At 58.2% G+C, this 13,642-nt stretch carries 9 protein-coding genes; 8 read left to right on the top strand and 1 reads right to left on the bottom strand.

Annotation, left to right across the window (positions count from 1 at the left end; translation table 11 throughout):
- The first annotated feature begins 16 nt into the window (after positions 1-16).
- On the top strand, positions 17-1,003 hold the full coding sequence (locus ACZ0A4_RS26850) for a hypothetical protein (RefSeq protein ID WP_463576962.1): 987 nt from the start codon (positions 17-19) through the stop codon (positions 1,001-1,003).
- Positions 1,004-1,083: 80 nt separating this feature from the next.
- Positions 1,084-5,853, top strand: coding sequence for an RHS repeat domain-containing protein (locus ACZ0A4_RS26855; RefSeq protein ID WP_463576963.1), 4,770 nt, complete (start codon positions 1,084-1,086; stop codon positions 5,851-5,853).
- Positions 5,854-5,879: 26 nt separating this feature from the next.
- Here ACZ0A4_RS26855 and queG read toward each other — a convergent pair whose 3' ends face one another.
- The gene (gene queG / locus ACZ0A4_RS26860; protein WP_463576964.1) at positions 5,880-6,953 is read right to left on the bottom strand and encodes a tRNA epoxyqueuosine(34) reductase QueG; all 1,074 of its coding nucleotides are present in this window, start codon (positions 6,951-6,953) and stop codon (positions 5,880-5,882) included.
- 63 nt (positions 6,954-7,016) lie between these two features.
- Here queG and ACZ0A4_RS26865 point away from each other — a divergent pair, with 63 nt between their 5' ends.
- The 6 genes from ACZ0A4_RS26865 to hfq all read left to right on the top strand — a co-directional run bounded on the left by ACZ0A4_RS26865 (position 7,017) and on the right by hfq (position 13,641).
- A complete protein-coding gene (locus tag ACZ0A4_RS26865) occupies positions 7,017-8,516 on the top strand; it encodes an NAD(P)H-hydrate dehydratase (protein ID WP_463576965.1) in 1,500 nt (499 codons plus the stop codon).
- Entirely contained in the window at positions 8,504-8,974 is a 471-nt protein-coding gene (gene tsaE, locus ACZ0A4_RS26870; RefSeq protein WP_463576966.1) for a tRNA (adenosine(37)-N6)-threonylcarbamoyltransferase complex ATPase subunit type 1 TsaE, read from the top strand. Before ACZ0A4_RS26865 ends, tsaE begins: the two co-directional genes overlap by 13 nt.
- A gap of 57 nt (positions 8,975-9,031) precedes the next feature.
- Positions 9,032-10,405: an N-acetylmuramoyl-L-alanine amidase gene (locus ACZ0A4_RS26875; protein ID WP_371748301.1), complete on the top strand. Its 1,374-nt coding sequence runs from the start codon at positions 9,032-9,034 to the stop codon at positions 10,403-10,405.
- A gap of 8 nt (positions 10,406-10,413) precedes the next feature.
- On the top strand, positions 10,414-12,315 hold the full coding sequence (mutL, locus tag ACZ0A4_RS26880; protein WP_463577644.1) for a DNA mismatch repair endonuclease MutL: 1,902 nt from the start codon (positions 10,414-10,416) through the stop codon (positions 12,313-12,315).
- Positions 12,315-13,286, top strand: a complete 972-nt coding sequence (gene miaA / locus ACZ0A4_RS26885; protein ID WP_463576967.1) for a tRNA (adenosine(37)-N6)-dimethylallyltransferase MiaA — start codon at positions 12,315-12,317, stop codon at positions 13,284-13,286. The genes mutL and miaA overlap by 1 nt, the downstream gene beginning before the upstream one ends.
- 94 nt (positions 13,287-13,380) lie before the next feature.
- The gene (hfq, locus tag ACZ0A4_RS26890; RefSeq protein ID WP_007902656.1) at positions 13,381-13,641 is read left to right on the top strand and encodes an RNA chaperone Hfq; all 261 of its coding nucleotides are present in this window, start codon (positions 13,381-13,383) and stop codon (positions 13,639-13,641) included.
- The last annotated feature ends 1 nt before the right edge of the window (position 13,642 follow it).

The raw sequence follows: 13,642 nt of genomic DNA on the forward strand, positions 1-13,642 counted from the left end.
AGCAAGGTACTGTTAAATGCTCGATGATCAAGTTGGTATTTCCCGTATTGAAGTAAAACTCGACGCCACGCGGTCTGGTCAGCATAAAGTGCTTTATGCCAACGGTCGCATGCAAGTGCGTGTGTTGGTGCTTCTGCACGGGATCGATAACAATGGCGACGGCGCATCGCTGTATGGGCATCCGGCTTTGCAATCACTGCAATTGATTGCCTATAACGGCGCTCGGCCTCTTGAGGGTGACTGGAGTGTCTCACGGCAGGAAAATCGTTACGCCCATGAAATGTCGGGTGGTGCACCGCGGATTGCCGAAGTTCCACGTGCCACGCACAACCGGATAAGTGACGACTCTGATTCGGTGCAGATTTTCCAGTTTTGGGTTTCGGCCACCAGGCCCGGGATCATGGAAGTGGCCGCCGAAATTCTCATCAATGGTGTGTTATTGCGAAGTAACGGAATCGGCTTTGACAGCAGTATTACGCTGGAGGCAATTCCGCCTAATGTATATTCGCGGAAGAGCTTTACGTTCAACGAATATGGTGGCAAGCAGCAGAAAGCGCAATATGACTGGCTTCAACGTTTTCATATCGGGCTGTATGCGGAGGGTAGACAGATTCACCTGCTTGACTGGTACAGCAGTGAGGTGAAACTTGATCCTTATGATTCCGAAGATGCGGTGCAGGTCTATGCGTCCGGAAACATACCCGGCACTCAGGATGGGCGCAGAAACTTTTACGGCTACATGGCACCCATCTACGGGTTGAAAGCAACGTTTCGCAGTCCCCTTGGCACTATGCTTGCGCCGATTAACAACGTACCGGGGCAGTTGACGTTTATTCAATACACTTCCGCGGATCTGCAAGTAGGTCGAGAAAGCGAAGGCGCATTCGAGTTTGCTGTGATTGATGAATTTGGTACGAAGCACAGACTGTGTATCGACGGTGATAAAGAACAGCGCGCTTTTATTCTGAGTGATTCCAAGCGGCCAATGAAACAGGTCCCCTGATTTTACGATGTGGTCAGCGGTTTTTAGCTGACCAACTTGACTTGCCCCTATCTGCATCTGGAATAAAGGAGATTTTTTCTATGGAGAGTCATTCATCATCCGCTGTTCATTCAAACGCTTTTAACTTCGGTGAATTTGTTTCCGGAGGCGTTGATCCGCGCACGGGCATGTACACGTGCTCCTTTTCGTTGGGGAAGTTGCACTCGGCGGATCTCAATGGTCCTGAGCTTACACTTTCAATGGGCTTCAATCCGCTCAATCAGGCCGACTCCGGTTTTGGCATTGGCTGGTCGTTGACCCTGACCAATTACGACCTGCGCAGCAAAGTCATGACATTGTCCAACGGCGAGCGTTACAGGGCTGTGGAGACGTCTAGCGGTCTGAAGTTCAAGGAAATGAAACTGCAAACGGCAAAGGTGTCAGTGACTGGAGCAGGGCGCTATGAAGTTCGATACAAGGATGGTCGGCGTGAGCTGCTCAAAATTCTGGCTGGCACTCAAGTCGCCGTAGCGGAAAAAATAATCGCCGCGAACGGTGTCAGCATCGCCTTGAAGCACGAGTTGTTCAACCAGTTCCCCAGGTTGAGCGAAGTCCGTGACGCCAAACGATGTCTGTTGAGAATCACCCGCAATGCAGGCCAGGTCACATTGACCCGGCATCCCGATACCTCATCCAGTTCCGCCTACAAGTTGATTTTGAAGAACGCTCGGGTAACGGCGATCGAGCTTCCGGTCGGTAAAGGTTGGGAGCTGGAATATGAAGTTATCGAAGAGGCCAGCTATTTGCACCGCGTCGTCAATCCATTGCGCGGCGTGGAAATCATTCGCTACAAGCGCCAGGGTCATAGCTTCGTAAATGGCGTGGAACAGACACTGCCGTTTGTTATCGCTCACGATATCTATCCTGGCCGCGGCCAACCCAGACTCTGCAAGACCTACACGTACTCCGACCATAACTTCCTTGGGCAGGGCCTGCTCCCGGCCAGGGATAATGACCTGGATCCGCTCTATCTGGCGCCCGGCGACTATGTCTACACCTCGGACGAGCAGCTGTTACTGAGCGACAAAGTACATACGCGCATTAAACGCACCTACAACAAATTCCATCTGTTGGTGGCTGAAGTTACAACCTGTGGCGACGCCCGGATCGCCACCTCCACCGAGTATCACTGTTCCGTCACCAAGCCTTTCAATGAGCAGTTGGCTCAGTTCCGTATGCCGAAAGTCCATACGGTGACTCACCTTGATCGGCGCACCCAACAGCAGCGTGTGGAAACCACCGTCACCGAGTTTGATGGCGAAGGAAACTTGCTCAAGCATATTGAGCCAAGTGGGGTGACGACTTCGACGGAATTTTATCCGGCAATTGGTGGCGATAGTTGCCCGGAGGATCCGCTGGGTTTTTCCAGGTTTCCGAAAAAGAGGACGGTCACCGCTGCCGCGTCGGGTGGTACTTCGACAGTCACGTACTACGACTATGCCTTGCATCCCGCGCTGGAAGGAGCGCAACTGGCCTGCGTGTTACCGGTTGGGGAACGTTTTTTCGAAGTCGTGGAAGGTGTTGAGGTCTTGCGTTCGAAAACCGAACGCAGTTATCTGAACTCGCCAAAAGATCCACTCAAGCACGGGGCCACGAAACAGCAGAGTGTCATCCTCAATGACAAAAAAACCGCTCTCGAATTTTCCTATGAGCTTGAGGGCGACAGGTTACGGGTCAAGTCCAGCACACGCGGGTTTGACGATGCCCTGCAGACCAGTGAGAAAGTGCTTTCGACGCTGAGCGGATTGCTGGTGTCGGAGGTCGGTGTCGATGGCGAGCACATCGAACATGAATACGACGCCATCGGCCGGGCAGTGCGCAAAACGGTTGCTTCCGGGAGTCCTTATGCGGCCGCTACCCAGTGGGCCTATCTGGCCGCCAGTAAACAGCAGCCGGCCACAATGGTGACCACGGATCCCGTCGGCGGTGAGCAACGAGTGAGCTATGACGGCCTGGAGCGGGTGATCACTGTTCAGGAAAAGGACTGCGACCTCCCCGACAAAGACGGGCTGATGCAGGCTCGCACAATTTATTCCGCGCTGCATGATTCGGTCGGTCACACGGTGAAAGTGACGCTGACCGATTGGCGTGATGGCAAGCCTTGTCCGGTCAGTAGCCATTACGAATTCGATTCCTGGGGCCAGATCAGCAAGACGCTGCATGCTGACGGGCGTATCGAGCACAGCGAGGCGAATCCGGTACTTCGCCAGCAAACCAATTGGCTCCAGGGGATGGGCAAGACACTCACCCTCGTCAATGAGTTCGGTAAACCGCTCAGCATCGAGCGCTTCAATCTGAAGAACAAGAGTCTGGGCAAAACCGTTTACACCTATGACGGGTACGGGCGCACAACCAGCGAGACAGATCCTGTCGGCAATACCACGCGATATGAATACGACGTTTTTGACCGGATAATTCGCACTGTCTTGCCTGACGCCAGTGCGGTAGTGACCGACTACGCCGAGCATAGCGATGAAGGGTTACCGATCGGTATAAAGGTCGGTGACAAAGTGTTGGGGCAGCAAACGTATGACGGATTGAGTCGTTTGACACAAAGTACCGTGGGCGGGCGAAAGTCCGAGGCGGGTTATGAAGCGGGCTTCACTCAGCCTCAGTGGTGCAAGAGTGCTGATGGCAAAAAAACCGAATTCACCTATTTGCGCGATCTGGGCGGTTTGCTGACGGAGCGCAAGGCAGGGGAGCTGGTCACCACCCTGACTTATGACAACGTCAGTGGCAATCCCTTGACCTGTGCCGAAAATGGCAGGGAACGCAGCTTTACCTATTACCCTTCCGGACGCCTAAAATCCGAAACGACGACCTTCGGCGCGATCACGAAAGCAACGTCCAGTACCTGGTCCCTGCAGGGGCGACCGATCACCCATGTTGATGTACTCGGAGCCGAAAGCAGATCGGAATACGATGAGCACGGTCGCCTGCTATCGACCTTGCAGGGGGCGCTGAAAACCGAATTCCACTACAACGTCCAGACAGGTTTGCCGGACTGGACGAAAACCGAAGACACGTCGATCAAGCGGCAGATGATCACCCGGTTTGCCTATGACGATGTCGGTCGTGAAACCCGCCGTACATTCGAAATTCAGGGGCAACCTGACCAGACGCTGGAATCGACTTACACCCTCGCTGGCAAACTGGCGCAGAAAGTGTCCAGGCGCGGCACGCAACTATTGCGTGATGAACAATTCTCCTACGATGTGCGCGGACGTCTGATCCGGTACGACTGTGCCGGCACCCAAAAGCCCCGCGATCCGTATGGCAAGGAAATTCTCCAGCAGACGTTCACCTTCGATGCGCTGGACAACATGCTTACCGTGCAGACGAAGTTCCCGCTAGGCGTGAATCTGACCACGTTCAGTTATGACAATCCCGATCCTGCGCAGCTCAGCGCAGTCAAACATTCCCATGTCGACTATCCACCGGCAGTGACGCTGGAATACGACGCCAACGGCAGGATGATCAAGGATGATCAGGCGCGAACCCTGGCCTATGACGCATTCGGACGTCTCGAGCAATTGTCCGGCGCAGGGGGATCAGTCATTCGCGGCTACCATTACGACGGTTTCGACGATCTGGTTGAACTGTCGCAACCCGGGAAGGTTACTGCGCAGCGTTACTACCACGCAGGCCGGGTCGCCAATGAGGTGAGTGGTGAAAATTCATTCAGCGTTGTACGTCACGGTGGAGCGCTGGTGGGGCAGCAGCAACTCGGTTTGAACGCCGGCGCGCAGCTGTTTGGTACCGATCAGCAGCAAAGCGTGCTGGCAACGCTGGGCAAGGAACAGCTCACCGATTGCGCCTACAGCCCTTACGGGCATCGTCCTGCCGAAGGTGGCTTGTTCAGCCTCGCCGGGTTTAACGGCGAGCAGCTGGATCCGGTGACCGGGCTGTATCTGCTGGGTAACGGTTACAGAGCGTATAGCCCGACATTGATGCGATTCCTCGCCCCCGACAGCATGAGTCCGTTCGGCGCGGGTGGATTGAATGCCTACAGTTATTGCCTGGGCGACCCTGTCAATCGTGTCGACCCTACCGGGCATATATCCTGGCAATCGATCCTGGGCATCGGGCTCGGTGTTCTCGGGGTTGTTGCCAGCGTGTTGACGATGGGCGCGGCGACGCCATGGGCCGCGGCGGCACTGGGGCTGGCGGTGACTTCAGGTCTGGCGGGTATTGTCAGCGAGGTGGTCAATGAGCTGGCACCGGGTTCTCAAGCGGGCGAGATATTGGGCTGGATCAGTTTCGGTCTTGGGCTGGCTTCGCTCGGTGCAGGTTTGGCGGCGGGTGCAAAAGCTGCTGTGAATGCTGGCAGGAAGATGGCTTCAGCCTTTAGCAAAGGTCTCAGCCCCGATGGCAAGGACACAGCCAAAGCGGCAAAACATTTCAAGAAGCCTGGAAAAGGTGCCAAGGCTGCTGCCAAAAAAGCCAAGGCACCCGGGGAGGCCGTGCCGGATGAACCTTGGCAGTTGATCGGGGCCGAGGTAGAAAATGTGCATAAAAATCATCAGCCAATGGCCTTGGAATTCTACAAGCGCGTGGAAAGCAACATGTCCCCCAGACAAGCAGCGGGCTTGACCGAGATGTATTACGAGGAGTTCGGCGCAGCCGGCAATGGAAGAAAAGTAACGCATGTTTTTTTTGCGAGGTCGAAAGGACGTGGGGAGCGTATTTACCTTCTAGAGGACAGTAATACGAGAGTTTGCAAAGTCCTCCAGGCGGGCGGTCATTGGTCCGACGGCCAGACCAACGCAATAATGAGATCGGCCAAAAGCATGGATACAACGCGCATATGAGCAGCCTGAGTATTTTGCCCTACCTTTTATGGGTTTGAACGTCTGGCGTGTTGTTCCAGTGCCCACTCCACATGTTCTCTAACCAATTCTGACGGATAATCCCGTCGCGCCTTCAACGCCTCCAGCACCGGAATCGTTGAAGGCGCATTGCCCAGACCCACCGCCAGATTCCTCAACCAACGCTCATACCCCGCACGCCGCAACGGCGAACCTTCAGTGCTGCTCAAGAACTTCTCCTCATCCCACAAAAACAACTCGGCCAGCTCGGCGTTGTCGAGGTTGTGCCGCGGTTTGAAATCGCTCTCCCCGGAAGGCTTGGCGAAACGGTTCCACGGACAGACAATCTGGCAGTCATCGCAACCGAACACGCGATTGCCGATCAGTGATCGCAACTCTTCAGGGATGGCGCTTTTCAGTTCGATGGTCAGATAGGAAATGCAGCGCCGCGCATCCAGCACATACGGGCCGACGAAGGCGTTGGTCGGGCAAATGTCCAGGCACGCGGTGCAGCGGCCGCAATGTTCAGTGCTGTGCGGCTCATCCACCGGTAACGGTAGATCGACAAACAACTCGCTCAGGAAGAAATAGCTACCGGCCTTACGGTTCAGCACCAAGGTGTTTTTACCGATCCAGCCCAGCCCGGCCTGTTCGGCGATGGCTTTCTCCAGAACCGGGGCGCTGTCGACAAAGGCGCGGAAACCGAACGGGCCAATCTCCGATTGAATCTTGTCGGCCAATTGCTGCACACGTTTACGGATCAATTTGTGGTAATCGCGGCCCAAGGCATAACGCGACACGTAGGCTTTTTCCGGTTGCGCGAGCATTTGCGCCATTTGTGTGTCGCCGGGCAGGTAATCCATGCGCAGCGAAACCACGCGCAACGTGCCCGGCACCAGCTCTTCGGGGTGCGAGCGTTTGCTGCCATGGGCGCCCATGTAGTCCATTTCGCCGTGGTAGCCGGCCTTGAGCCAGCGCTCCAGGTGCTGTTCATGCTCGGCGAGATCCAGACCGCTGATGCCGACTTGCTGAAAGCCCAGCTCGCGGCCCCAATCCTTGATCGATTGGGCGAGGGCGGGCAGGTCTGTGGTGATGGCGGACATGAGGCGAGAGAAACCGGAGCTGAGGTGCGTATAATTCTGCCAGACATCGGAGCCCGAAGACGCATGCCACACACGAAAGATCAATTACCCGACGCGCTGTATGGCGCCGCACAGGTGCGCGAACTCGATGCACGGCTGATTGCCGCCGGCACGCCGGGCTTCGAATTGATGCAACGTGCCGCGCATGCGACGTGGCGAGCGCTGGTGCGGCAATGGCCGGCGGCAACCGAACTGACGGTGCTTGCCGGGCATGGCAACAATGCCGGTGACGGTTATCTGGTCGCTGCAATGGCGCAGCGGGCCGGGTGGTTGGTGCGCGTATTGGCGGTCGGCGATCCACAGCGCTTGCAGGGTGATGCTGCGCTGGCCCATGCCGAGGCGTTCGCTGAAGGTGTTGCGGTGCAGGGCTGGCAGGCTGAAGGCGAATTGCGCGGTGTCATTCTCGATGCATTGCTCGGCACGGGGCTGGGCGGGGATGTGCGCGAGCCTTACGTGTCGGCGATCAAAGCCATCAACGCCAGCGGATTGCCGGTGACAGCTGTCGATATTCCTTCTGGATTAAGCGCTGACACTGGGCACATGCTCGGTGCCGCCGTGCGGGCCGATCTGACGGTGACCTTTATCGGGCTGAAAACCGGCCTGTTCACCGGCGACGCGGCGGATCACGTCGGCCAATTGGTATTTAACGATTTACAGGCAAGTGCCGACATCTATCGTGACATTCCAGTCATCGCCCGAAGGCTCAACACGGCTAATCTTCCGAGGTTGGCGGCGCGTGCCCCGTCTTCGCACAAGGGCCGATTCGGCCACGTTCTGCTGATCGGTGGCGATCACGGTTTTGGCGGGGCGATCCTGCTCAGCACCGAAACGGCATTGCGCAGCGGCGCGGGCATGGTGTCGCTGGCGACTCGTCCTGAACATGTCCCGGCAGCGTTGATGCGAGTGCCGGAGGCCATGGTGCTCGGCACTTCCTCGGCCAATCAGTTGATGGGGTTGTTGGAGAAGGTCTCGACGCTGGTCGTCGGCCCGGGACTTGGGCAGGCCAGTTGGGGCCGCGCACTGTTGTCGGCGGCCGCCAGCGCGGCATTGCCGCAAGTGTGGGATGCCGACGCTCTGAACCTGCTGGCCAGCGGTTTAGTTGAGTTGCCCAAGGATTGCGTGATCACCCCGCATCCGGGCGAGGCGGCGCGTTTGCTCGGAATCAGCACAGTGCAGGTGCAGGCGGATCGTCCGGCCGCGGCGCTGGCGTTGAGCAAAAAATATACGGCAGTGGTTGTGTTGAAAGGCGCTGGCAGTCTGATCGCGCATCCCGATGGCCGTCTGGCGTTGTGTCACCAAGGTCATCCGGCCATGGCCACCGCCGGGCTGGGTGATGTGCTGGCGGGCTTGACCGGTGCGCTGCTGGCACAAGGCATGGACGGCTTCGACGCCGCCTGCCTGGCGGTCTGGCTGCACGCCAATGCAGGTAGGCAACAAGGAAAATTCGGCCGTGGGCTGGCGGCCAGTGATCTGATTCCAGTCATTCGTCAGTTGTTGGAGGAGCAAGCACCGTGTCTGAAGTAACCCTGTACCTGGCCGATGAACAGGCCATGAGCGACTTTGGCGCACGGATCGCCCGCGTGACCCGGGGCCATGGCCTGATTTTTCTCGAAGGCAACCTGGGGATGGGCAAAACCACGCTCTCACGGGGCATCATTCGCGGCTTGGGTCATGTCGGTGCGGTAAAAAGTCCGACCTTCACCTTGGTCGAACCCTACGAAATCGGCGACGTCCGCGCCTTCCACTTCGACCTGTATCGCCTGGTCGATCCGGAAGAGCTGGAGTTTCTCGGCATCCGCGACTACTTCGAAGACGACGCGATGTGCCTGATCGAATGGCCTGATAAAGGTGCAGGCTTTTTGCCAAAGCCTGACCTGACCATTACCATTAGCCCGCAAGACAGCGGGCGTTCGCTGAAAATTTTATCCCAGGGCTCGCGTGGCGAGGCCTGGTGTGCCGCTTTGGCATTGGAATCCAATTAAATGATGGGGTTAGGTATGCGCTTTCGCGCGTTGGTGGCTGCCGCTGGACTGTTGTTGATGGCAGTAACCGTCAACGCTGTGGCCGATTCGAAGGTCAACAGCGTGCGCCTTTGGCGGGCGCCGGACAACACGCGACTGGTCTTCGACCTGAGCGGCCCGGTGCAGCACAGCGTGTTTACCCTGACCGCACCGGATCGATTGGTCATCGACATCAACGGCGCCACCCTCGGTGCGCCACTGAATGTGCAGACTGCGAACACGCCAATCACCGCAATGCGTTCGGCCCAGCGCACGCCGACCGATCTGCGCGTGGTCATCGACCTGAAGAAAGCCGTCACGCCGAAAAGCTTCTCGCTGGCGCCGAACGCGCAGTACGGCAACCGATTGGTGGTCGACCTGTTCGATAACCCGGCCGACGCCGCACCGCCGCCTGCGCCAACCCCGCAGGTTGCGACCGTGCCGGCAGTGCCGGTGACCCCGACTGAACCGGCCATCAAGTTGCCGCCAGCCCCGGCCGGCAAGCGCGACATCATTGTCGTGATCGACGCCGGCCACGGTGGCGAAGATCCGGGTGCGTCGGGCTCGCGCGGCCAGCGTGAGAAAGACGTGGTACTGCAGATCGCCCGTGAGTTGCAGCGTCAGGTCAACGGCATGAAAGGCTTCCGCGCCGAACTGACCCGTACCGGCGACTACTTCATCCCGTTGCGCGGCCGTACCGAAATCGCCCGCAAGAAGGGCGCCGACCTGTTCGTGTCGATTCATGCTGACGCCGCGCCGTCTGCCGCCGCCTTCGGTGCCTCCGTGTTTGCCCTGTCTGATCGCGGTGCTACGTCGGAGACCGCGCGTTGGCTGGCCGACAGCGAAAACCGTTCCGACTTGATCGGTGGTGCCGGCAACGTCAGCCTCGACGACAAGGATCGCATGCTCGCGGGCGTACTGCTCGACCTGTCGATGACCGCCTCGCTGACTTCCAGCCTCAACGTCGGCCAGAAAGTGCTGACCAACATTGGTCGCGTCACGCCGCTGCACAAACAGCGTGTGGAACAGGCCGGGTTTATGGTGTTGAAGTCGCCGGACATTCCGTCGATCCTGGTCGAAACAGGGTTCATTTCCAACGCCAACGAAGCGAACAAGCTCTCGGCATCGAGCCACCAGCAAGCGCTGGCCCGCTCGATCAGCAGCGGCGTGCGTCAGTTCTTCCAGCAGAACCCGCCACCGGGCACCTACATCGCCTGGCTGCGTGACTCCGGCAAAATCGCCCAGGGCCCTCGTGATCACCGCGTCGGCCCGGGTGAAACGCTGGCAATGATCGGCGTGCGCTATCAGGTGTCGCCTGCCACGTTGCGCGCGGCCAACAACCTGAAAAGTGATGAGCTGAAAGTCGGTCAGCATTTGACCATTCCAGGCACCGAACTGGCGTCCAAAGAATGAACGAAGTGTTGAACGTGGCTGCCCGCATCGAACTGCTCAGTCCACGGCTGGCGAACCAGATCGCCGCTGGTGAGGTGGTTGAACGCCCGGCTTCGGTGATCAAGGAGTTGCTGGAAAACAGCCTCGACTCTGGCGCCAAGCGTATTGATGTCGATGTCGAACAGGGCGGGGTCAAGTTGCTGCGCGTGCGTGACGACGGTAGCGGGATTTCCGCCGATGACCTGCCGCTGGCGCTGGCCCGTCACGCCACCAGCAAGATTCGCAACCTCGAAGACCTTGAACAGGTGATGAGCCTGGGTTTCCGTGGTGAAGCACTGGCGTCGATCAGCTCCGTGGCGCGCCTGACCCTGACCTCGCGCACCCGCGATGCCGATCAAGCCTGGCAAGTCGAAACCGAAGGCCGCGACATGGCGCCTCGGGTTCAACCGGCAGCGCATCCGGTTGGCACCTCGGTGGAAGTTCGCGATCTGTTCTTCAACACCCCAGCGCGGCGCAAATTCCTCAAGACCGAAAAAACCGAGTTCGATCATCTCCAAGAAGTGATCAAGCGTCTGGCACTGGCGCGTTTCGATGTGGCGTTTCATTTGCGTCACAACGGCAAAACCATCCTCAGCCTGCACGAGGCTCATGATGATGCGGCTCGTGCCCGGCGTGTGGCGGCGATCTGCGGCTCGGGATTCCTTGAGCAGGCATTGCCGATCGAGATCGAGCGCAACGGCTTGCACCTGTGGGGCTGGGTCGGTTTGCCGACCTTCAACCGTAGCCAGGCGGATTTGCAGTATTTCTTTGTGAATGGCCGAGCGGTGCGCGACAAATTGGTGGCCCACGCGGTGCGTCAGGCCTATCGCGACGTGCTGTTCAACGGTCGCCATCCGACGTTTGCGTTGTTCTTCGAGGTTGATCCGGCGGCCGTCGACGTCAACGTGCACCCGACCAAACACGAAGTGCGCTTTCGTGACGGGCGCATGGTGCATGACTTCCTTTATGGCACCTTGCACCGCGCGTTGGGCGATGTGCGTCCGGAAGATCAGCTTGCCGGTTCTGTCACCACTGCGATCGTCCGTCCGACAGGGCTTGATGCCGGTGAATTCGGCCCGCAGGGTGAAATGCGTCTGGCGGCCAATGCGCTGCTGGAGCAACCGCAGCCGCAACCGGCGTTCAATACGTCGTCCGCTGCCAGTGCTGGCGGCGCTTATCAGTATCAATACACGCCACGTCCGCAATCGGCGGTGCCGCCGGCGGCTGAGGCGCAGGCCGCATACCGCGAGTTTTTCGCGCCGCTGCCTGAGGCCAATGCCAACGCATTGCCGGCCGGTCAGGAAGACATTCCGCCGCTCGGTTACGCGCTGGCGCAGCTCAAAGGCATTTATATTCTGTCCGAGAACGCCCAAGGTCTGGTGCTGGTGGACATGCATGCCGCCCACGAGCGGATCATGTATGAGCGCCTGAAAATCGCCATGGCCAGCGAAGGCCTAAGTGGCCAGCCGCTGCTGGTGCCGGAATCCCTGGCCGTCAGCCAGCGCGAGGCCGATTGCGCTGAAGAGCACGCTGCATGGTTCCAGCGTCTGGGCTTCGAATTGCAGCGTCTGGGCCCGGAAACCCTGGCGATTCGCCAGATTCCCGCGTTGTTGAAGCAGGCCGAAGCCAATCGCCTGGTCGGTGACGTGCTGTCGGATCTGATGGAGTACGGCACCAGCGATCGGATTCAGGCGCACCTCAACGAATTGCTCGGCACCATGGCCTGTCACGGCGCGATTCGCGCCAACCGGCGCCTGGCCCTGCCGGAAATGAACGGCTTGCTGCGTGACATGGAAAACACCGAACGCAGCGGTCAATGCAACCATGGCCGACCGACCTGGACCCAATTGGGCCTGGACGATCTGGACAAACTGTTCTTGCGCGGTCGTTGATGAGCCAGCTCCCTCCAGCGATTTTCCTGATGGGCCCGACCGCTGCGGGCAAGACCGATCTGGCTATCGAGCTGACCAAGGTGCTGCCGTGCGAGTTGATCAGTGTCGATTCGGCGCTGGTCTATCGCGGCATGGACATCGGCACCGCCAAGCCTTCGAAAGAATTGCTGGCCGAATATCCGCACCGTCTGATCGATATTCTCGATCCGGCCGAAGCCTATTCCGCTGCGGATTTCCGTCGTGATGCCCTGCAAGCCATGGACGAAATCACCGCGCGCGGAAAAATTCCGCTGCTGGTCGGCGGCACGATGCTCTATTACAAGGCTTTGGTCGAAGGCCTGGCGGACATGCCTGCCGCCGACCCCGAGATCCGTGCGCAGATCGAAGAGGAGGCTGCACGCCTTGGCTGGCAAGCCTTGCACGACCAATTGGCGGTTATCGATCCGGTATCAGCGGCGCGAATTCATCCGAACGATCCGCAGCGCCTGAGTCGCGCGCTGGAAGTTTATCGGGTCAGCGGTCAGAGCATGACCGAGTTGCGCCAGCAACAATCTGCGCAAAGTACTGAAGCAGCCGCTTCGGGACTGCAACAATTGCCCTATACTGTCGCGAACTTGGCCATTGCCCCGGCAAATCGTCAGGTATTGCACGAGCGCATTAAACAAAGATTCACAAATATGTTGGAACAGGGGTTCATCGACGAGGTCGTAGCCCTGCGTAAAAGAAGTGACCTGCATTCGGGGTTGCCGTCTATACGTGCGGTAGGCTACCGCCAAGTCTGGGACTACCTGGATGGCAAGCTGACATTGGCCGAAATGCAGGAGCGCGGCATCATCGCCACGCGCCAATTGGCCAAGCGCCAGTTCACCTGGCTGCGCAGCTGGGAAGATATACACTGGCTGGACAGTCTTGATTGCGACAATCTGCCACGCGCCTTGAAATACCTTGGGACCATCTCCATATTGAGCTGAGTCCTTGCAATTGCCGTCTATCCTTGGGGGTGTGACGGCCAAAGCCATCTGAATTACCTATTTTTATTATTGAATCCTTAAAGGAGTGCGGCACATGTCAAAAGGGCATTCGCTACAAGACCCTTACTTGAATACTTTACGTAAAGAGAAAGTTGGGGTTTCCATCTACCTGGTCAACGGTATCAAACTGCAAGGCACGATCGAGTCGTTCGACCAGTTCGTGATCCTGCTGAAAAACACCGTGAGCCAGATGGTTTACAAACACGCTATCTCGACAGTAGTGCCGGTTCGTCCAATTCGTCTGCCTAGCGCAACCGAATCCGAAGCAGGTGACGCTGAGCCAGGTAACGCCTGAT

The organism is Pseudomonas sp. AC172, from assembly GCF_979258595.1.

Excerpts from the sequence above, each read along its gene's own strand:
- miaA (WP_463576967.1), top strand. The coding sequence starts at position 12,315 with ATGAGCCAGCTCCCTCCAGCGATTTTCCTGATGGGCCCGACCGCTGCG.
- ACZ0A4_RS26875 (WP_371748301.1), top strand. The coding sequence starts at position 9,032 with ATGGCAGTAACCGTCAACGCTGTGGCCGATTCGAAGGTCAACAGCGTG.
- ACZ0A4_RS26865 (WP_463576965.1), top strand. The coding sequence starts at position 7,017 with ATGCCACACACGAAAGATCAATTACCCGACGCGCTGTATGGCGCCGCA.
- hfq (WP_007902656.1), top strand. The coding sequence starts at position 13,381 with ATGTCAAAAGGGCATTCGCTACAAGACCCTTACTTGAATACTTTACGT.
- ACZ0A4_RS26850 (WP_463576962.1), top strand. The coding sequence starts at position 17 with ATGCTCGATGATCAAGTTGGTATTTCCCGTATTGAAGTAAAACTCGAC.
- queG (WP_463576964.1), bottom strand. The coding sequence starts at position 6,953 with ATGTCCGCCATCACCACAGACCTGCCCGCCCTCGCCCAATCGATCAAG.
- ACZ0A4_RS26855 (WP_463576963.1), top strand. The coding sequence starts at position 1,084 with ATGGAGAGTCATTCATCATCCGCTGTTCATTCAAACGCTTTTAACTTC.